Below are 17,939 nucleotides of genomic sequence, written 5' to 3' on the forward strand. Positions count from 1 at the left end.
AATCAATGAAATCAGACGAGGACAACCTCATGAACACCCTGAAAACCACTGTCGCTGCATTGGCCCTGATCGTTTCCGTCGGCGCGCTGGCTGAAGGCGGCGGTGATCGTACCTTCGCCCAGTTGATGCAAAGCAACGAGCAAGCCATGGCCGCCTATGCCGCGAGAAAAGGCAAGGCGATGCCGGTGGTCCAGGACTATCGCTACGGCATGAAGCTGGACATTGCCAAGGTGGTCAACGTCACGCCGCCGATCCGTTCGTGCAACGCAGTGCCGTCGCGCATGACCTATGAAGATTCCACCGGCAAGCTCAACACGCTCCAGTACCAGGTCATGGGCATCTGCCGTAACAACGGCAGTTGAGGGGCCGCAAAAATATAGTTGAGCAACGCACTAAAGCGCTCTTCAGAAAATGCCGGCAGCGCCGATGCAGGTCAGACCCACGTCCTTACTTGCCCACCGGTGCCTCCATGTTCAACACCCGTCTCAAGCAGGAGCTGTCTGCTCTTCGCGAAGAATTGTCCAGCCTTCAGCAAGTGAGAGAGAGCCTGGAAAGCGAAATGATGGCCCTGACCCTGGATCCCGAAGGGCGTATCGAGTCGGTCAATGCCATCTTTCTTCAAGAGATGGGTTACCAGGGCAGCCAGCTGGAAGGCCGCTTGATCGAAGACCTGATGCCGGCGCACGTCAAGCAGGACGCGTTTCAACTGCGCTTCAAAAACGCCCTGGTGCGGGGCGAACATTTCGCCGGTACGGTGCGCCTGACGCGGGGCAACGGCAACGAGGCGTGGTTGCGTTCCATCGTGCAACCGGTGCGCAGCAGCGACGGGCGTATCAAGCATATTTCGATGTTTTCCAGCGACCTGACCCGCACCATCGAGGCCTCCCGCGAGCACGAAAACCTGATTACCGCGCTGGTGCGCTCCACGGCAGTGATCGAGTTCGACCTCAACGGCAACGTGCTGACGGCCAACGACCGGTTCCTCAACGGCATGGGTTACAGCCTGGCGCAGATCCAGGGCAAACATCACCGGATATTTTGCGAACCGCAGGACGCCAACAGCGTCGAGTACCAGCAGTTCTGGAAGCGCCTGAACGCCGGCGAGTTCGTCGCCGGCCGCTTCAAACGCGTGGACAGCCACGGGCGCGTGGTGTGGCTGGAGGCCTCGTATAACCCGGTGCTCGACGCCAATGAGCGGCTGTACAAAGTGGTCAAGTTCGCCACCGTGATCACCGAACAGGTCAACCGGGAACAGGCCGTGGCCGACGCGGCCAGTATCGCCTACAGCACCTCGCTGCACACCGATAGCAGCGCCCAGCGCGGCACCACCGTGGTCACCCAGGCGGTGGACGTGATGCGCGACCTGGCCAAGCACATGCAGCAGGCGGGCGACGGCATTGAAGCGCTGAACGCCCAGTCCCAGGTGATCGGCAGCATCGTCAAGACCATCAGCGGCATCGCCGAACAGACCAACCTGCTGGCGCTCAACGCCGCCATCGAAGCCGCCCGCGCCGGTGAGCAAGGCCGTGGTTTTGCGGTGGTGGCCGATGAGGTTCGGCAACTGGCGTCGCGTACCAGCAAGGCCACCGAGGAAATCGTCGGCGTGGTGCGCCAGAACCAGGACATGGCCCGCGATGCAGTGGCGCTGATGACCGATGGCCGTCTGCAGGCCGAACAGGGCCTGGCCTTGGCGGCCGAGGCGGGTACGGTGATCGTCGAGATCCAGGACGGTGCCCAGAAGGTGGTCAGCGCCGTTGGGCAATTCGCCAATCAGCTGAGCAGTTAGTCACCGGGGCTCATGCTTGAGGTATCGTAGGTTTTTTTTTCCGAGCCTTTTGTCCATGAGCCCTAACCATCGCCGTCCCGTCCCACTGTCCAAGGCCTACCGCTTGCTCAACCATGGCCCGACCGTGCTGGTCAGCGCTGCGCACAACGGCCAGCGCAACATCATGGCGGCGGCCTGGGCCATGCCCCTGGATTTCGAACCGCCCAAAGTCGCCGTCGTACTCGACAAGGCCACCTGGACCCGGCACCTGCTGGAAGGCGCCGGCACCTTCGTGCTCAACGTGCCGTGCGCGGCCCAGGCGGATATCGTGCAGACCGTGGGCAACACCACCGGCAGCGAGACGGACAAGTTCGCGGCGTACGGCTTGCAGACCTTCAGCGGCGAACACACCGAAGCACCGATGCTCGAAGGCTGCGTGGCTTGGTTGGAGTGCCGGTTGCTGCCGGAGCCGCATAACCAGCAGACCTATGATCTGTTCCTCGCCGAAGTCGTGGCGGCCGAGGCGGATGAGCGGGTGTTCAGCGACGGTCGTTGGCATTTTGAAGGGCACGATGGGCTGCGTACCTTGCACCATGTGGCGGGCGGGCATTTCCTGACGATTGGTGAGCCTATTGATGGGCGACAGCTTTAAGCCCAGTGCCTAATTCTTCCGGTAAAGCCTGGTTTTGTGGCGAGGGAGCAGGCTCCCTCGCCACAAAGGTTGTGTTACCACTGGGTTTTGCTGAGCGCCTCGGCAAAGTCCTCCAGCAAGGGCACCAGGCGCCCGGCCGCCAGGTCCTCCCGCACCGCAAAATCCATCACCTGGGCGATGCCAAACCCGCCCAGCGCGCCGTCCACCAGCGCATCGCCAATATCAAAGATCAACCGTCCCTCGACGCTCACGTCCTGCACCTTGCCTTCCAGCATGAACTGCCAGTCCACCAGCCAGCAGATTGGCGGCGCAGGCGAGCGGGATTGAGCTGGCGTTGTGGTGGAGCGCGGCGATTGCATTGGCGGGGGCGGTGCTGGCGTTGGCCCTTAAAGAACGAGCTCCAGCGTCGAATACGATTTCGGCAGCGACATAGTTCAAATGTGGGAGCGGGCTTGCTCGCGAAGGCGGTGGATCAGTCAATGCATTCAGTAGCTGACACACCGCATTCGCGAGCAAGCCCGCTCCCACAGGTTGATCGCGTTTCAAGGCGGGATTTCAGCGCCCGAGCATCTTCACCCAACGCGACGGCGGCATGCCGAAGGTGCTGCGGAATTGTCGGGTCATGTGGCTCTGGTCGGTGAAACCGGCGGTCAGTGCCGCATCCACCAGTGATTGGCCCTGGCCCAACAAACTGCGCACCAGGTCCAGGCGGCGCATGGTCAGGTAGCGATAGGGACTGGTGCCAAACAACAACCGAAAATCCCGCGACAACGCCCAGCGGTCGCGGTTGGCGTATTCCGCCATTTCATCGAGGGTAATCGGCCGGCCCAGGGCGCTGTGGATAAACTCCCGCGCGCGCTCGGCGGCGCGGTAGTCGAAGGTCTTGCGATTCACCGTGATGCCCGACGCGTTATTCAGCGCCTGGGCCAGGTCGAACATCGCGTCCTGTTCCTGCAACGGATCAATCGGGCAATCCAGGCTTTGCAGCAACACTTCACTGGCGCGGTACAGCCACGGGTCGCTGGACAATCCGCCGGGGATGAACGGCAACGGCTTGCCGCCGAGCACCTGCTGGATCAGCGCCGGCTCCACGTAAATCATCCGGTATTTGAAACCTTCCTCGCTGCCGGCCCAGCCGTCATGCACTTCATCGGGATGGATCACCATGGTCCGCCCCGGCAGGCTGTGGGTCATGCCGCCGCGATAGTGAAAGCTCTGCACGCCGAACAAGGTGCGGCCGATGGCGTAAGTGTCGTGGCGATGAGGGTCGAAGCCAAACCCGGCAAAATACGCCTCGATACGCTCCAGGCCACTGGCGTGGGGCGCGCGGTGCAGCCAGTCGAGAGAGGGTTTGATCATGGTGTCAGTCGCAGGTCGGGACGCAAATACGTTACCCCAGTGTGACCGGGCTGTCTGCTGCGGTCTTGAACGATTGTGCCACTGCTGAAATTTTGGGGGGCAGTATCAGTTTTGGGTTAAGGTATCGTTAATCATTAAAAAATGATTGTTTTACGATAATTAATCGTTTATTTTTCCGCCTCAAATTTCTGAGAGGCTTACCCATGAATTCCCAACGTCTTGCCCAGCTCAGCCAGCGCATGGCATTGCTTACCCTGTTGTTGATCGTCGCCATACTGCTGCTCAATACCGCCGCGTGGCTTTACCCGGTGCAAAGCGCTTCGTTCGGGTTTGGTTTCGCCCTGAGTGGTCAACAGATCGAGGGACGGGCGGAGATCGTTGCGACGTTCCCTTGGTGGCAGACACTGGGCGGCGTCCTGCTCTCCAGCATTCCCTTGATGGCGCTGGTGTCCGGCTTGAATCATTTGCGCCAGCTGTTCCAGAACTATGCTCGTGGGGAGTATTTTTCCTGCGCCGCCGCGCAGCACTTGGGTAAAGTAGGCCGGGCCGTGGCACTGTGGGTGTTGCTGGATTTTCTGTGTGAGCCCTTGCTCAGTGTCTGGGTCACGATGAACGAGCCGGTTGGCCAGCGGCTGCTCACCTTGAGTTTTACCCCGCCCAGCATCGTGGCGCTGTTTCTCGCCGGCTGCATCTCGGTGATCGCGCGTATCCTGTGGCAGGCCAGTGAAGTGGATTCTGAAAACCGCACGTTTGTTTGAGAACAGCATGTCTATTGTGATTGAGTTGGACGTTATGCTCGCCCGGCGCAAGGTCAAGTCCAAGGACCTGGCCGCCGCCATTGGTATCACCGAACAAAACCTGTCATTGCTCAAGCAAGGCAAGGTCAAGGGCATACGGCTGGCGACCCTGGATGCAATCTGCAAGTATCTGGAGTGTCAGCCGGGCGACCTGCTGGTGCATGAACCCGAACCTGAGCTGTAAACGGCAAGGATCTTTAATTCCCTGAAGGATGGATCAACCGATGCTTTTCCCAAGCCTGCCGTACGCCGCGCCTCTTCTGTCGCTGGCCTTGCTCTGGACCGTCGCGGTCGTGACGCCAGGCCCGAACTTTTTCAATACCGCGCAGTTGGCTGCCAGTTGCTCACGTCGCCATGGCGTAGTGGCGTCCGCTGGCGTGGCCACCGGCACCGTGATGTGGGGCCTGGCCGGCGGCTTGGGGATCAAGTCGCTGTTCACCGCAGCGCCGGTGTTGTACCTCGCGTTCAAGATCATCGGCGGCTGCTACCTGATTTACCTGGGGTTGAAACTGTTCCGGCGCTCGGCACCGGCCATGGCCCAGAACCTGTTGCCCGACGAACCTCGGCGCTCGCTGTTTTCCGCCTGGCGCCTGGGGTTATTGGGCAACCTGTCCAACCCCAAGGCGGCGCTGTTCGTCGCGACGATCTTTGCGTCCACCATGCCCCCATCACCGTCGCCGATGCTGCTGACCCTGGCCGTGATCACCATGGCGACGCTGTCATTCAGCTGGTACACCTGCGTGGCACTGGTGTTTTCCAGTGAACGGATGGCCAACGCCTACAGCCGCTCGCGCAAGTGGCTGGACCGGTTTGCCGGCGGTTGTTATGTGCTGTTCGGCGCCACGCTGGTAGCGAATCGCTGACGGCTCATGGTAAGAAGCCTTACTTTCAAATGTGAGGCCGATCATGAGCAAGCTGCGGGTAGGGATTATTTTTGGTGGCCGTTCGGCCGAGCATGAAGTGTCGCTGCAGTCGGCGCGCAACATCGTCGATGCGCTGGACCGTTCGCGCTTCGAGCCGATCCTGATCGGCATCGACAAGGCCGGCCACTGGCACCTCAACGACACCTCGGGCTTTCTGCTCAACGAAGAAAACCCGGCGCTGATCGCCCTCAATCAATCCAATCGTGAACTGGCGGTCGTGCCGGGCAAGGCCAGCCAGCAACTGGTGGAAACCTCGAGCCAGGCCTCATTGGAACACGTCGATGTGATCTTCCCGATCGTCCACGGCACCCTCGGCGAAGACGGCTGCCTGCAAGGCCTGCTGCGCATGGCGGACCTGCCGTTTGTCGGCTCCGACGTGCTGGGTTCGGCGGTGTGCATGGACAAGGACATCAGCAAACGCCTGCTGCGCGATGCCGGGATTGCCGTGACGCCGTTCATCACCCTCAACCGCAGGAATGCGGCGCGTACCACCTTCGAACACGCCCAACAGAAACTCGGATTGCCGATGTTCGTGAAACCGGCGAACCAAGGGTCGTCCGTGGGGGTGAGCAAGGTGGGCAGCGAGGCTGAATATCACGCTGCTGTAGAGCTGGCACTTGGGTTTGATGAAAAGGTGCTGGTGGAGTCGGCGGTAAAAGGCCGGGAAATTGAATGTGCCGTGTTGGGTAACGAGAACCCCATCGCCAGCGGCTGCGGCGAGATCGTGGTGCGCGACGGGTTCTATTCCTACGACAGCAAATACATCGATGACCAGGCAGCCCAAGTGGTGGTGCCGGCGGCCATCAGTGTTGAAGCCAGCGAGCGCATTCGTGCGTTGGCCATCGAAGCGTTTGAAACCCTGGGCTGTGCCGGGCTGGCGCGGGTGGATGTGTTCTTGACGGATGAGGGCGAGGTGCTGATCAACGAAATCAACTCGTTGCCTGGGTTCACCCGCATCAGCATGTACCCGAAGTTGTGGCAGGCGGCAGGCATGAGCTACAGCGAGCTGGTGAGCCGCTTGATCGAGCTGGCGCTGGAGCGGCATGCGGGGCGCAAGGGGTTGAAGATTAGCCGGTAGACCAGTAACGCCATCAGGCGTTACTGAGGACTTCTCGAAAAACGTCTGGCCTGATGGCTGCTATGTGCAGCAAGGAACGTGCTGCGCCGGAAGGAGAACGGCGCCCTTGCTCCCATTCTTGAAGCGTTCGTACAGAGACCCCCAGCAGTTCGGCAAACTTGGGCTGTGACAACCCGGTCTTGCTGCGCGCCTCAGCCGCTTGGGTAATTTCGACGTGATGGACGTGACCATGACGCCCTTCCTTGACGTCGATAACGGCAGCCAGCAATTCCTCGCCGATGTTGCGCTTGGCGTCACGTTCCTTCAGCTGTTTCTCAGTGAGTGGCATGGTTCATCTCCTTGGCGATTTTGTAGAGGACATGCGCGGGAATATTCTCGGTGGCACCTTTGCCATAAATCAGCAAGGCAACTAGTGCGCCGCACGCCAATTGCGTTGTGTAAATGATCCGTACTGAGCTGCTCTTGCCCCGGCCTTCCAAGCTCCAGCGTACTTTTCGGCAGCCACCAGAACCTGGAATGACAGTACCTGAATCGGGGTGGTTGGCTAGAAAAGCCATAAAAATACCCCGTTCTTCTTAGGTCCAGTAATCGGGCCATAGCTTGCTGAATAATGGTGACTCGATGATCGTTAACACGCAAAAATTCTACGTCTTTGACGTAGCCTCTGGCAAGAAGGGGCGGGGCCAGAAAATGTCAGCGGATGGAGAGGGATTCAAGAAACGTTGTTTCGCAAAAAATGACAGCCCACAGATTTTCTAAGGCTAATAGCTAAGAGAGCTGTGGGCGTCGTCCCATTACACTGCGCGAGCAACCCACGAGTACAACAACGTCTTGCGCTCCGCACTGTCATGGGTCCTTCTGCGATAACTCGCAAACGCCGGCGAGGTGCAATACGTACACACCTCGCTCACCTCAACCTGCTCACGTTTTATCCCTGCCGCCTCCAGCAAGATCAGCGCATAACGGCTCAAATCAAACCACGCACTCAAGGCCTGCCTGGGTTCTGGCGGCTGAATCTCCGGTGCCAACAAAGGCCCCGGCTGCTCAAACGTCCACGGCGCATCCCCATCCCGCCACAAATGCCCCTGACTCGCCTGCAACTGCGCCACAAACTCGCCACTCACCTCATAACAACAAGGCTTGATCGAAGGCCCAATCGCAATCCGTAACTGATCCAGCGCCACACCCTCGGCGGTAAACCGTTGCATGGCATTGGCGATGATCCCGCCTTGCAGTCCCTTCCAACCGCCATGAATCGCCGCGACAAAGCCCCCGTCCTCCGAGGCCATCAGCAGCGGCAGGCAGTCGGCGGTAATCACCGCAATCGGCTGCGTATCCCGGCTGAAAACCCCATCGGCTTCAACCGTATTGGCTGCCAGCTCCGCGCGCCATTCAATGGTCGTGGCGCTGTGTACCTGCTTGCAGATGAACACCTCGTCAGGCCGCAATGGATCGTCAATCGAACAAAACCCATGATCGACGCCCATCAGGGCGCCGAGGTTATTTGCCTTGTGCACGCGCAGCTCTCCAATGAGTCAACTTAATCCCCCAGCGCTTCGCCTTCACGGCGTGGATCAGCCCCGCCGATCAACGACGCTTTGCCCTGCGCATCGCGCACCCGGACGATCGCCTGGGCGCCGCTGGTCATGTCGATTTCGCTCAGGGCGTGGCCCTTGTCCTTCAGCGCCTGTTTCAACGGTGCGCTGAATAAACCGGTTTCCAGCTCGGTCGCGCCGTTGCGGCTGCCAAAGTTGGGCAGGCCGACGGCCGCTTGCGGGTCGAGGTTCCAGTCGAGCATGGCCACCAGGGATTTGCTCACATATTCGATGATCTGCGAACCGCCCGGCGAGCCAACGGTGGCCACCAGCTCGCCGCTCTGACGATCAAACACCAGGGTCGGCGCCATGGACGAACGCGGGCGCTTGCCCGGCTCGATCCGGTTGGCCACCGGCTGGCCGTTCTCTTCGGGGATGAAGGAGAAGTCGGTCATCTGGTTATTCAGCAAAAAGCCCTGGACCATCACATGAGAACCGAACGCCGCTTCCACCGTAGTGGTCATCGACACCGCGCCACCCAGGTCATCCACTGCCACCACTTGTGAGGTGGAAATGCGCAGCGGCGAGCGATCCGGCGCATAGGCCACTTCAATCCCGGCCGGCTTGCCCGGCTTGGCGACGCCCATGCTGCGCTCACCAATCAACGCAGCGCGGCTGGCCAGGTAATTCGGAGCGATCAGTCCGGCAACCGGCACCGGCACGTAGTCCGAATCGGCCACGTACTGGGCGCGGTCGGCGTAGGCCAGGCGGTCGGCCTCGGCGATCAGGTGCACCGCTTCGGGCACCGGCTCCAGGCCTGCCGGGGAATCGGTTTTCACCGGCTTCAACGGCGCGAGGGCCATGCGCGGGTCGCGGGCTTCCAGGGCCTGCAATGTGCCGAGGATCTGTGCAATAGCAATCCCGCCTGACGACGGCGGTGGCATGCCGCAGACTTTCCAGCGCTTGTAGTCAGTGCACAACGGCGCCCGCTCAGCCGCGCTGTAACCCTTGAGGTCGGTCAGCGTCAGGCTGCCGGCGTTGCTGTTGCCCTGCACCTTGCGGGTGATTTCTTCGGCAATCGGGCCGTAGTACAGCGCGTCCGGCCCTTCCTTGGCGATGCGCTTGAACACGTTGGCCAGCGCCGGGTTTTTCAGCAGCGTACCGGTGGCCTTCGGGCTGCCATCGGCGTTCAGGAAGTACGCGGTCATTTCCGGCGAGCGGGTGATATAGCGGTCGGCGGCGATCAGGCTGTGCAGGCGCGCAGAAATCGGGAAGCCCTGTTCCGCCAGGCGAATGGCCGGCTCGAACAGCGTCGCCCATTGCAGATGGCCGGTCTTTTTGTGGGCCATCTCCAGGGCGCGCAACACGCCCGGAGTTGCCACGGACCGCCCGCCAATCTGAGCCTCGGGGAAGGCCATCGGCGTACCGTCGGCCTTCAGGAACAACCGCTCGGTAGCGCCCGCCGGTGCGGTTTCACGACCGTCATAGGCGTGCACCTGCTTGCCGTCCCACAGCATGATGAACGCGCCGCCGCCGATCCCGGACGACTGCGGTTCCACCAGCGTCAGTACGGTCTGCATGGCAATCGCGGCATCGATGGCCGAACCGCCCTTGCGCAGGATCTCCCGCCCGGCTTCGGCGGCCAGCGGGTTGGCGGCGGCGGCCATATGGCGCTCGGCGTGGCGGGTGCTCATGTCGGTGCGATAGCCCGAGCCGAGTTCCGGGGCGGGCGGCAGTTCAGGCGCGGTGGCGCTGTGGCAGGCGGCGAGGGTGAGGGCGGCGGTGATCAGCGAGAGGGTGGTAAGGCGTTGGCGGTGGAAAATCGAAAGCACGCGATGACTCCGTTCATTTGAGAATGATCTGTTGTCCGTGGGGAGGGAATGTACCTCAGTGATTTGCTGGAAGGGAGATTGATCTGCATATGGTTGTGCGATACAACTATATCTCTTCATTCGGGCAAGAGGTTTTCCACGTGAACCGTTCCAGGCCAGATCTTATCGATCAGATCCGCTGTGCCTCACGCCTCATGGTGCGAGAGCTGGGTTTCATGCAGCCGAAGTTGGCAGCCAGCCGTTATCCACCGTCGTCGGTGCACACGATTGTTGAAATCGGCGAGCGTGGCGCACTGACAGCGGCTGAACTGGTCACCTTGCTGGGCCTGGAAAAATCGTCGGTGAGCCGCATGGTGCGCAAGCTGATCGAGGCGGGCGAGCTGGAAGAGTTTGCCAACGAGGACGATGCCCGCTCGAAAAAGCTGCGGCTCACCACACGAGGCCAGAAGACGTTACGCGACATCGAAACATTTGCCCGGCGCCAGGTGGGCGAGGCCATTGGCGGCTTGTCCAGCGAACAGCAACAGGCCGTCAGCCGCGGGCTTGATCAGTACGCCGCAGCCCTGCAAACCCAACGCACCGGCGCCCGGCAGCCAAGGCACTACAGCATCGCCCGGGGCTATCGGCCTGGGGTGATTGGGCGCATCGCGCAGATGCACGCCGAGTACTACGCCAAACACGCCAATTTTGGCCAACCATTTGAAAGCCTGGTGGCGGCGGACATGGCCGAGTTGATGGGACGCCTGGTCAACCCGCGCAACGAAGTGTGGGCGGTACTGGATGGGACGCAGATTGTGGGTTCGATTGCCATTGATGGCGAGGGCGAAAACGGCGAGGCGATCTTGCGCTGCTTCATCCTCGACCCGTCGGCCCAGGGCCAGGGCTTGGGCAAACGGCTGTTGCAAGAGGCGCTGGATTTCTGTGACGGGCACCGGTTCCCGGCGGTGCGGCTGTGGACGTTCAAGGGCCTGGATGTGGCGCGCAAGCTCTATGAAAACGCGGGCTTTGTGCTGGAGTCCGAGCAGGAAGGGCAGCAGTGGGGCAAGTCGGTGGTGGAGCAGTGTTTTGTGCGGCACGCTGTTTGACGCAACAGCGCCCCATGTCACGGGGCGCTGTTGCCTGGCGGGTTAAAAGTCCCAGCGCGTGGTGAGCATCACATTGCGCGGGGTGCCGTAATAGGCCGTGTTATAGAAGCCGATGTTGGTGTAGTACTGCTTGTCGAACAGATTGTTCACGTTCAGCGTCGCGGAAAGATGTTCGCTGACCTGATACTTGGCCATCGCGTCCACCACCCAATACGCTTCCTGCGAGAACTCTTCGTTTTGCGCCTTGGGCCGGTTGTACACCACTTGCCAGCTTCTGCTCTGCCAGCGTGCGCCGCCGCCGAGGGTCAGGCGGTCCAGCGGGCCCTTGAGCTTGTACGAGGTGAAGAAGCTGAGCTGGTCCTCCGGCTCCCAGGTCGAAGCCTTGTCGCCATGCTCATCCCGCAGGATCTTGTGGGTGTAGCCGGCCTGGGCCTGCCAGCCCGGCGCCAGTTCGCCGGACATCTCGGCCTCGAAGCCCTTGGTCTTGGCCTTGATGCCTTTTTCGGCATAACCCAGGGACGGATTGGTAGGCGCGGCGTTGTATTCGGCGTCCGGCTCCGCGCGGTTGGTTTCATGCACTTCGAAGTAGGCCACGCTGGTGTTGAGCCGGCCCTCGAAGAACTCGCCCTTGAGGCCGGTCTCGTAGTTCTTGCCTTCATCCGGTTCCAGCAATTTGTTGTTGCGGGAGCGGCTGTAGCTCGACGGCATGAAGATGTCGGTGTAGCTGGCATACGCGGTGAAGTTGTCGTTCAGGTCGTAGGTGACCCCGGCGTAGGGCACCAGCTTGCCGGTCTCGGTAGAGTCGTCGTCGCCACGCAATTTGTAGTTGGCCACGCGGCTGCCGAGGAACAGGTTCAGGTCGTCCGTGAGGTTGAAACGTGCGGCCATGTAGCCGGCGGATTGCCGGGTGGTGGCATCGATGGTGCGGGTCGGCGCGCCCCAGTCTGGCTCCGGCACATCGCCGTCGAAATTCCAGAAATCGATCTGGTTGTTGCCCACAGAAGTGGGGGCGCCGTAGTCCTTTCCGGTCCAGTGGGAATTCGAGGCCGACGCGCCAATCACCAGTTCATGGGTACGGCCCAGCAGGCTGAATGGGCCGCTGGCGTAGACATCGCCCGAGTCGGCGCGGGTATTGCCGGTGAACTTGTTCGCGTACAGGGACGACAGTCCGGTGACGGGGAACGGGCCACTCATGATCGAGCCCAGTGGCGCGTCGTAGCCCATGATTTGGTGGGTGTATTGGCCCTTGATCACCCAACCATTGTCGAAGTTGTGTTCCAGGGTGGAGAACGCGCTGCGGGAATACTGCTCCCAACGGCTCCACTTGGCGCCGTTGTTGTAGGAGCGTTTCACGTCGATGCGGTTGCCGCTGCGGTCGAATAGCGCACGGCTGCCGGACCAGCCCGAGCCTTGCGGGTCACTGTTCTGGTAATCGAAGCCGACGGTGAGCAGGGTGTCTTCGGTCAGGTCGGCTTCCAGCGTGCCGAAATACACATTGGTGTTGCGCTGGTAGTGGTCCATGAACGAGTGCTTGTCCTGATACGCCGCCACCGCGCGGCCACGCACGTTGCCGCTGTCGGTCAGCGGGCCACTCACGTCGATCTGGGAGCGATAGTTGTCCCAACTGCCGGCGCCGAGTTCCACGCTGGCCTTGAAGTCGCGGGTGGGCTTTTTGCGGATCAGGTTGATCGTCGCGCCAGGGGCGCCAGCGCCGGTGAGCAGGCCGGTAGCGCCCTTGAGAATTTCCACGCGGTCATAGATCGCCATGTCGGTCAGGGTCTGGCCGGACGAGTAGGCGGAGTTGCGCAGGGTAGGAATGCCGTCGTACTGGAAGTTCTCCACCGAGAAGCCGCGTGCGTAGTAGTTATTGCGCTCGCTGTCGAAGGTCGACACGGTGATGCCCGGCGTATGGCGCATCACGTCATCGATTGAGGTGAGCGCGAAGTCATCCATGTGCTGGCGCGTGATCACGGTGATCGACTGCGGGGTTTCCCGTGGGGTCAGCACCATGCGCGTGGCGGTGGCGATGGTGCCCGGGGTATAGGAACCACTGCCTTCGGTGATGGTGCCCAACTGGTTGGCAGTGATCTCTGTGGCGCCCAGCGACAGCGCGCTGCCGGCTACCGGCAGGCTTTCCAACTGATAGCCATCGGCATTGCCGGTTGCGGCGAAACCGGTGCCGGCCAGCACCTGCGCGAACCCGTCCGCCACGCTGTAGCTGCCGCGCACACCGGGGCTGTTCAACCCGGCCACCTGTTGCGACAGGAACGAAATCGGCACACCGGCGGCCTGGGCGAAGCGGGTCAGTACATCACCGAGTTTGCCGGGCGCGATGTCGAACGCCTGTACCTGCTGTTGCGCGTAAGCCAGGCCCGGCACCGCCAGCGGCAGGCAGCCAAGCAACAGTCGACTGGCCAGTAACAGGCCGCCGCGTGTGGGGGTTGAAGACATGTTATCGGTGCTCCTTTGGATGTTGGCCAAGGAAAGGACGCGGTAAAACCGAAAACACGCAACGCTGCGTAAGAATTATCCGGCGGGGACTTTCAGGCGCACACGCGTGAGCCACGGGGTGTAGGTGCTGACCTCAATCGGCAGGGTGCGCGTGAGCAGGCGCAACGCGCGGTCGCTGTCGTCCGTCGGCAGCATCACGGTCACCCGAATGCCTTGCAGCGCCTTGCGATCGAACATCAGCACACCCGGGCGATGCCGCGCCAGGCGCTCAAGCACATCCGCCAGCGGCTCGTCATTGGCCAGCAACTGGTGGGCCGTCCAGGCTTGCTGCTGCGCTTGCACATCGACGCTTTTCGGCGTGCCCGGCCCGTTTGCATCCAGGCGCACTTGCTCGCCGGGGGCGAGGGTGATCGTGTGCCCGGCACTGTCGATGCGGGTTGAAGATTCGAGCATCTTGACCACCGTGGCGGTGTCGCTGAGTTCGACGATAAAACGCGTACCCAGGGCGCGAATGCTGCCCTGCGGGGTGTCGACATAAAAAGGCCGCTGGGCATCCTTGGCCACCGCCACCAGGAGTTCGCCGTGCAGCAGTTGCACGCGGCGTTCGGTAGCGTCCAGGTGCAGGTTCACGGCGGAGTTGCCTTCCAGTTGCAGGTCACTGCCGTCGGCCAGCAGCGTTTGGCGCCATTGGCCACGGCCGGTGCTCAGGTCGGCGAACAGATAGCCACGTTGCTCGTACTGGTACGCCGGCACGCCTGCCAGCAGCAGGGCCAGGGCGAGACACTTGACCAGCGTTGCCGCGTGGCGCGGCTGGCGTGCCCGGCGCAATGCGGCACGGGCCGGCGCTTGTTTGAGGGGCAGCAAGTGGCCTTGAAGGCGGGCAATGGCTTGTGGGTGCTGCGGGTCGGCGGCCAGCCAGGCGCGAAACGCCTGTTCGCTGGCGTCGTTGCCTTCGTGATCCAGTCGTACCAGCCATTCGGCAGCCTCGCGCAGCACAGCGTGGGGCAGAGGCTGGTTCATGGCTGGGCGCACGCATCGCACGCCAGCAAGGCTTCCACCAGGTCGTTCTGTACCGTGCGCACCGAGACCCCGAGGCGCTGGGCGATTTGCGCCTGGTCCAGGCCTTCGAGGTAACGCAGGATGAAGGTGTCGCGTATCCGCTTGTTCATGCGCGCCAAGGCCCGATCAATCGCTTCAAGCATTTGCGCGGCTTGCAGGATCTGCTCCGGTGAAGGCGCCTGTTCAAGGTACGCGGCGCAGCGTTCGAGCTCTTCGCGGTAGGCCTGTTCCAGGCGTCGGCGGCGGCCATTGTCCATCAGCAACCGGCGCGCGATGGTGGCCAGATAAGCCCGTGGCTCACCCGGCGCCACGTAAGTACCCGCTGCCAGCAAGCGTACGAAAGTGTCTTGCGCCACGTCGGCCGCCTGATGGGAGCAATGCACACGACGCCGCAACCAGGTCAACAACCAGCCGTGGTAGTCGCGGTACAGCGCATCGAGCGTAGGAGCGTCGGTAGCCGAAGACAGCTTCATGAGAGAGAGTCGTAAGTGAGAATTAATCCTATTCTAGTTGTTTCAAACTTCGGCCTGCAATAGACGGCACATGATCGGTTGAGAGAGACTTTTTCGAGGTGATGGCATTAAGCTATCCGCCGCTTAACCTTCGCGGTATCTAACAGGACTTGAGTTTATCTATGGATCGTTCGTTTGCTTGGGTCATTCCGTTGTGTGTGGTGGCCGTTTTGGGTGTGGGTTGTTCCTCTCAAAAAGGCCCGCCACCGGCCAAACCCAAGCCAGTCGTGCTGATGGCAGACGACCACCACGCAAAGGTGATTTTCAGAATGCTCAGCACTGAATCGCAGGTGAGCTTCAGCGCTGGCCCCGTGGGAAATTTGAGCAACGTGGGGGTTGTTTACAACGATGCCCAAGAGCAGCAAATGCCGGCGTTTGCCCGAGGGTTGTACAAGGGCCTGGCCCATGGAGTTTATCGTGCGCGGCCGTTCCGGGAGATGCTGGTGCCGGCGGATCAGTTGACCGTGGTGGAGGGCGTTGCGAACTGGCGCAGCGATCACGGCACGTCGTACACCCTGGAAAAGTGCGGGCCGTTATCGCGCAGCTTCTTGCCGAAAGCGAACAAGACCTACCTGGTGGAGTTTGATTTACAGGGGTTCTCAGTGTGCAGCGAGAAGATTTATGACGTGACGGTGGAAGGGCAGAAGGACCTGGTTTTACCGGTAGGGATTTAATGGATTGCCACGCCTCATCTTTTTTGGAGTTTTCATGCGTACTTTACCGCTGGTTTTCGTCGTTGCCGCACTGCTGTTGAGCGGCTGCAGCATCCCCTACCAAACCCCTGAAGCCCGCGCTCAGATACAGCAGGACCTGGGCGTTTCCGGCAGTGACATCATCGACATCTCCTACACCAACTTCTGCAAACTGAAGTATGGCGACGAGGCGATCTGCCATGCCGAGCAAGGCATAGCGGTGCTGACCCGCAAAGGGCTGATCCTCAGCAAGTACCAAAGTAGCCGGTACGTGCCGGCCTACACCCTGAAAACCGCCGAAGTGCTGTGTGGCCATACCGCTACTTCCCGGGAAGCTGCGGAAGCGTTGAACATGTTCACGGCGGACTCTAACTTTGTGTTGCTGCCGCTGGATGCAGACAAACACTGGAATGGAATGATGCATCGGGAAATGGTGGATTATTTGTTGGCTGATGGTCAGCCGTTGTTGATTGGCACCGGCGCGAAAGCAGTCAGGCCGAGCGGCAAGAAGAAGTACGGCGGAGGGATGATCCCGGGGACAAAGATTCCGTACTTCACGGAGTTTGAGTATTCGGAGTTGGTGAATCCTTGTCCGGGTGCACCAAGTGATGCCGCCCACAGCGACTGAGTGGTTTAAATATCGTCGGGGTTGATCAGGGCGGTCAGTACATGGTCCGCCCAAACCCCGTTGATCTTGAGATACGCCCGCGCTTCCCCCTCGCGTTCAAACCCCAGCCGCGCCAACAGGCGCGCGCTGCGCTGATTCTCCGGGCGGTAGTTGGCCATGATTCGGTGCAGTTGCATTGCGTCGAACACATGGGCAATCGCCGCCGTCAGCGCTTCATGCATCAGACCCTGGCCTTGGCCAGACTCGCTCAGCGCATAACCCAGGTGACAGGCCTGGAACGCACCGCGTACGACATTGCTGAAGTTGCAGGCGCCGATGATGTTGCCGTGGCTGAATATCAGTAGGTGCAACGCTTCACCGCTGGCGGTTTTGTCGGCCAGGGTTTCGAGGCGTTCGGTGATGGCGGCCAGTTCGAAAAAGGCGTCATCACGCGACGGTTCCCAAGGCTGGAGGAAATCGCGGTTTTGCAGCAGGTACGCTTGCACGGCACGTGCGTGGCAAGGGTGGGCGGGGAGCAGTAAAAGCCGGTCGGTGTGGATGCCGGTGGCGGGGAATGTCATGCGTCACCTCCATGTGGTGGGGCAGTGTACTTTTCTTCAGGCATAAAAAAACGGCCTACCTTTCGGTAAGCCGTTTTTAGTACTTGGTGGCTACACAGGGACTTGAACCCCGGACCCCAGCATTATGAATGCTATGCTCTAACCAACTGAGCTATGTAGCCAAGTGGCGCGCATTATTCGCGGAGAACGGGAATGCGTCAAGCGCTTTTTTTGAAAATTTATCTACGCTATCAACTGTTTAACGGGAAACACCGGGTTTGGTGACGAGCGGTTGGGGTTTGCGCAGGTCCCAAGGCGGCGAAGATCAAAAGGTGGGAGCGGGCTTGCTCGCGAATGCGGTGTGTCAGTCAGCAGAGGTATTGGCTGGTCCACCGCCTTCGCGAGCAAGCCCGCTCCCACAGTTGATCTGCGGTGTTCTGGCGTTCGTGCGTCAGGTTTTGCGCGGGTGCAGGCACTCTATCGAGCGGTCGACCATGGCTTTGGCCATTTCCAGCAGGTGCCACACGGCAAGCACTTTGGCACGCTCGGGGCTTTGCAGTTGTTCGCCACAGTCGAGCGCGGTGGCCGAGGCGCTGTGCAGCAGGTCGGCGGTGAAGAGCAGGGAGTCTTCGAAGCTGATTTCGTCGCTGATGGCGTAGAAGTTTGTCGAGGGTTGCGGCGGGTCAGTGGGTAGGTAGTGGTCGAGCGCTCGGTTGAAGGCGGCGCGGTCTTTGGCTTGGTCACGGGGTGGATCGGGGACAATTTTAAACATGGCATAGCTCCTGATTAACTTGGAGCCGTACCGTTCGCGACTAAACGAAGGGTGGCGGCTGTACGCAGGTTAGTCGACCGGCTAATCAGGAAAACCCGGCGCACCCGAAGGTGCCCTGCGCACAGCCACCATGAAACCTCATGAAAGCATGCGCCTGATATAAGTCCGGGCGACTAAACCCGATCACTGAAAACCAGCGACGGACCGAAGACTAGTCACCGACTCCCCCAGGCACAAGGCCGAAAGATTCTCTAGGAAAC

19 protein-coding genes, 1 tRNA gene and 3 pseudogenes are annotated in these 17,939 nt (G+C 60.9%); 11 read left to right on the plus strand and 12 right to left on the minus strand.

What is annotated here, in order from left to right:
* Positions 1-29 precede the first annotated feature (29 nt).
* The 4 genes and pseudogenes from ACUN0G_RS03345 to ACUN0G_RS03360 all read left to right on the plus strand — a co-directional run bounded on the left by ACUN0G_RS03345 (position 30) and on the right by ACUN0G_RS03360 (position 2,417).
* Entirely contained in the window at positions 30-362 is a 333-nt protein-coding gene (locus tag ACUN0G_RS03345; protein WP_258343667.1) for a DUF2790 domain-containing protein, read from the plus strand.
* Between the two features lie 107 nt (positions 363-469).
* Positions 470-1,246, plus strand: a pseudogene (locus ACUN0G_RS03350) (PAS domain-containing protein); the annotation flags it as partial.
* A 111-nt stretch (positions 1,247-1,357) separates the two neighbouring features.
* A pseudogene (locus tag ACUN0G_RS03355) lies at positions 1,358-1,786 on the plus strand (methyl-accepting chemotaxis protein); the annotation flags it as partial.
* Between the two features lie 55 nt (positions 1,787-1,841).
* Positions 1,842-2,417: a flavin reductase family protein gene (locus ACUN0G_RS03360; RefSeq protein WP_258343669.1), complete on the plus strand. Its 576-nt coding sequence runs from the start codon at positions 1,842-1,844 to the stop codon at positions 2,415-2,417.
* Between the two features lie 74 nt (positions 2,418-2,491).
* Here the strand turns inward: ACUN0G_RS03360 and ACUN0G_RS03365 are convergent.
* Positions 2,492-2,710, minus strand: a pseudogene (locus tag ACUN0G_RS03365) (LysR family transcriptional regulator); the annotation flags it as partial.
* Positions 2,711-2,972: 262 nt separating this feature from the next.
* Positions 2,973-3,776: an AraC family transcriptional regulator gene (locus ACUN0G_RS03370; protein ID WP_076014932.1), complete on the minus strand. Its 804-nt coding sequence runs from the start codon at positions 3,774-3,776 to the stop codon at positions 2,973-2,975.
* Positions 3,777-3,979: 203 nt separating this feature from the next.
* Here ACUN0G_RS03370 and ACUN0G_RS03375 point away from each other — a divergent pair, with 203 nt between their 5' ends.
* From ACUN0G_RS03375 to ddlA, 4 genes are read left to right on the plus strand one after another with little or no spacing between them, the layout of a single operon-like run.
* A complete protein-coding gene (locus ACUN0G_RS03375) occupies positions 3,980-4,534 on the plus strand; it encodes a DUF2975 domain-containing protein (RefSeq protein ID WP_134325736.1) in 555 nt (184 codons plus the stop codon).
* A 7-nt stretch (positions 4,535-4,541) separates the two neighbouring features.
* Entirely contained in the window at positions 4,542-4,757 is a 216-nt protein-coding gene (locus ACUN0G_RS03380; protein ID WP_010177071.1) for a helix-turn-helix domain-containing protein, read from the plus strand.
* A gap of 40 nt (positions 4,758-4,797) precedes the next feature.
* Positions 4,798-5,436, plus strand: a complete 639-nt coding sequence (locus ACUN0G_RS03385; RefSeq protein ID WP_445572681.1) for a LysE family transporter — start codon at positions 4,798-4,800, stop codon at positions 5,434-5,436.
* A gap of 43 nt (positions 5,437-5,479) precedes the next feature.
* Positions 5,480-6,574, plus strand: coding sequence for a D-alanine--D-alanine ligase (gene ddlA, locus ACUN0G_RS03390; protein ID WP_445572682.1), 1,095 nt, complete (start codon positions 5,480-5,482; stop codon positions 6,572-6,574).
* A gap of 13 nt (positions 6,575-6,587) precedes the next feature.
* Here the strand turns inward: ddlA and ACUN0G_RS03395 are convergent, their stop codons facing one another.
* The 4 genes from ACUN0G_RS03395 to ggt all read right to left on the minus strand — a co-directional run bounded on the left by ACUN0G_RS03395 (position 6,588) and on the right by ggt (position 9,941).
* Positions 6,588-6,902 (minus strand): helix-turn-helix domain-containing protein, encoded by a 315-nt coding sequence (locus ACUN0G_RS03395; protein WP_017478621.1) that lies wholly within the window; start codon positions 6,900-6,902, stop codon positions 6,588-6,590.
* Positions 6,889-7,131 (minus strand): hypothetical protein, encoded by a 243-nt coding sequence (locus ACUN0G_RS03400; protein ID WP_218166266.1) that lies wholly within the window; start codon positions 7,129-7,131, stop codon positions 6,889-6,891. The genes ACUN0G_RS03395 and ACUN0G_RS03400 overlap by 14 nt, the downstream gene beginning before the upstream one ends.
* 237 nt (positions 7,132-7,368) lie before the next feature.
* The gene (locus ACUN0G_RS03405) at positions 7,369-8,091 is read right to left on the minus strand and encodes a polyphenol oxidase family protein (RefSeq protein WP_445572683.1); all 723 of its coding nucleotides are present in this window, start codon (positions 8,089-8,091) and stop codon (positions 7,369-7,371) included.
* Positions 8,092-8,114: 23 nt separating this feature from the next.
* Positions 8,115-9,941 (minus strand): gamma-glutamyltransferase, encoded by a 1,827-nt coding sequence (gene ggt / locus ACUN0G_RS03410; protein ID WP_445572684.1) that lies wholly within the window; start codon positions 9,939-9,941, stop codon positions 8,115-8,117.
* A 194-nt stretch (positions 9,942-10,135) separates the two neighbouring features.
* Here ggt and ACUN0G_RS03415 point away from each other — a divergent pair, with 194 nt between their 5' ends.
* Complete coding sequence (locus ACUN0G_RS03415) at positions 10,136-11,026, plus strand: bifunctional helix-turn-helix transcriptional regulator/GNAT family N-acetyltransferase (protein ID WP_445575512.1); 891 nt, start codon at positions 10,136-10,138, stop codon at positions 11,024-11,026.
* A 42-nt stretch (positions 11,027-11,068) separates the two neighbouring features.
* On the opposite strand, the gene ACUN0G_RS03420 is transcribed toward ACUN0G_RS03415, so the two are convergent.
* The 3 genes from ACUN0G_RS03420 to ACUN0G_RS03430 form a co-directional block, all read right to left on the minus strand.
* A complete protein-coding gene (locus tag ACUN0G_RS03420; RefSeq protein ID WP_445572685.1) occupies positions 11,069-13,477 on the minus strand; it encodes a TonB-dependent siderophore receptor in 2,409 nt (802 codons plus the stop codon).
* Between the two features lie 75 nt (positions 13,478-13,552).
* Entirely contained in the window at positions 13,553-14,497 is a 945-nt protein-coding gene (locus tag ACUN0G_RS03425) for a FecR family protein (RefSeq protein ID WP_445572686.1), read from the minus strand.
* Positions 14,494-15,009 carry a sigma-70 family RNA polymerase sigma factor gene (locus tag ACUN0G_RS03430; protein WP_445572687.1) on the minus strand — a complete coding sequence of 172 codons (516 nt, stop codon included), beginning with the start codon at positions 15,007-15,009 and terminating at the stop codon, positions 14,494-14,496. Before ACUN0G_RS03430 ends, ACUN0G_RS03425 begins: the two co-directional genes overlap by 4 nt.
* Before the next feature lie 308 nt (positions 15,010-15,317).
* Between ACUN0G_RS03430 and ACUN0G_RS03435 the strand changes: the two genes are divergently transcribed.
* Both ACUN0G_RS03435 and ACUN0G_RS03440 read left to right on the plus strand, forming a co-directional pair.
* Positions 15,318-15,722: a hypothetical protein gene (locus ACUN0G_RS03435; RefSeq protein ID WP_258343683.1), complete on the plus strand. Its 405-nt coding sequence runs from the start codon at positions 15,318-15,320 to the stop codon at positions 15,720-15,722.
* A 34-nt stretch (positions 15,723-15,756) separates the two neighbouring features.
* Complete coding sequence (locus ACUN0G_RS03440; RefSeq protein ID WP_445572688.1) at positions 15,757-16,368, plus strand: hypothetical protein; 612 nt, start codon at positions 15,757-15,759, stop codon at positions 16,366-16,368.
* 5 nt (positions 16,369-16,373) lie between these two features.
* On the opposite strand, the gene rimJ is transcribed toward ACUN0G_RS03440, so the two are convergent.
* The 3 genes from rimJ to ACUN0G_RS03455 all read right to left on the minus strand — a co-directional run bounded on the left by rimJ (position 16,374) and on the right by ACUN0G_RS03455 (position 17,679).
* A complete protein-coding gene (gene rimJ / locus ACUN0G_RS03445) occupies positions 16,374-16,928 on the minus strand; it encodes a ribosomal protein S5-alanine N-acetyltransferase (protein WP_421553288.1) in 555 nt (184 codons plus the stop codon).
* 84 nt (positions 16,929-17,012) lie between these two features.
* Positions 17,013-17,089: transfer RNA gene (locus ACUN0G_RS03450), tRNA-Met, on the minus strand.
* A gap of 269 nt (positions 17,090-17,358) precedes the next feature.
* Complete coding sequence (locus ACUN0G_RS03455; RefSeq protein WP_445572689.1) at positions 17,359-17,679, minus strand: DUF6124 family protein; 321 nt, start codon at positions 17,677-17,679, stop codon at positions 17,359-17,361.
* Positions 17,680-17,939: the final 260 nt, after the last annotated feature.

The organism is Pseudomonas sp. 32A (genome assembly GCF_052682255.1).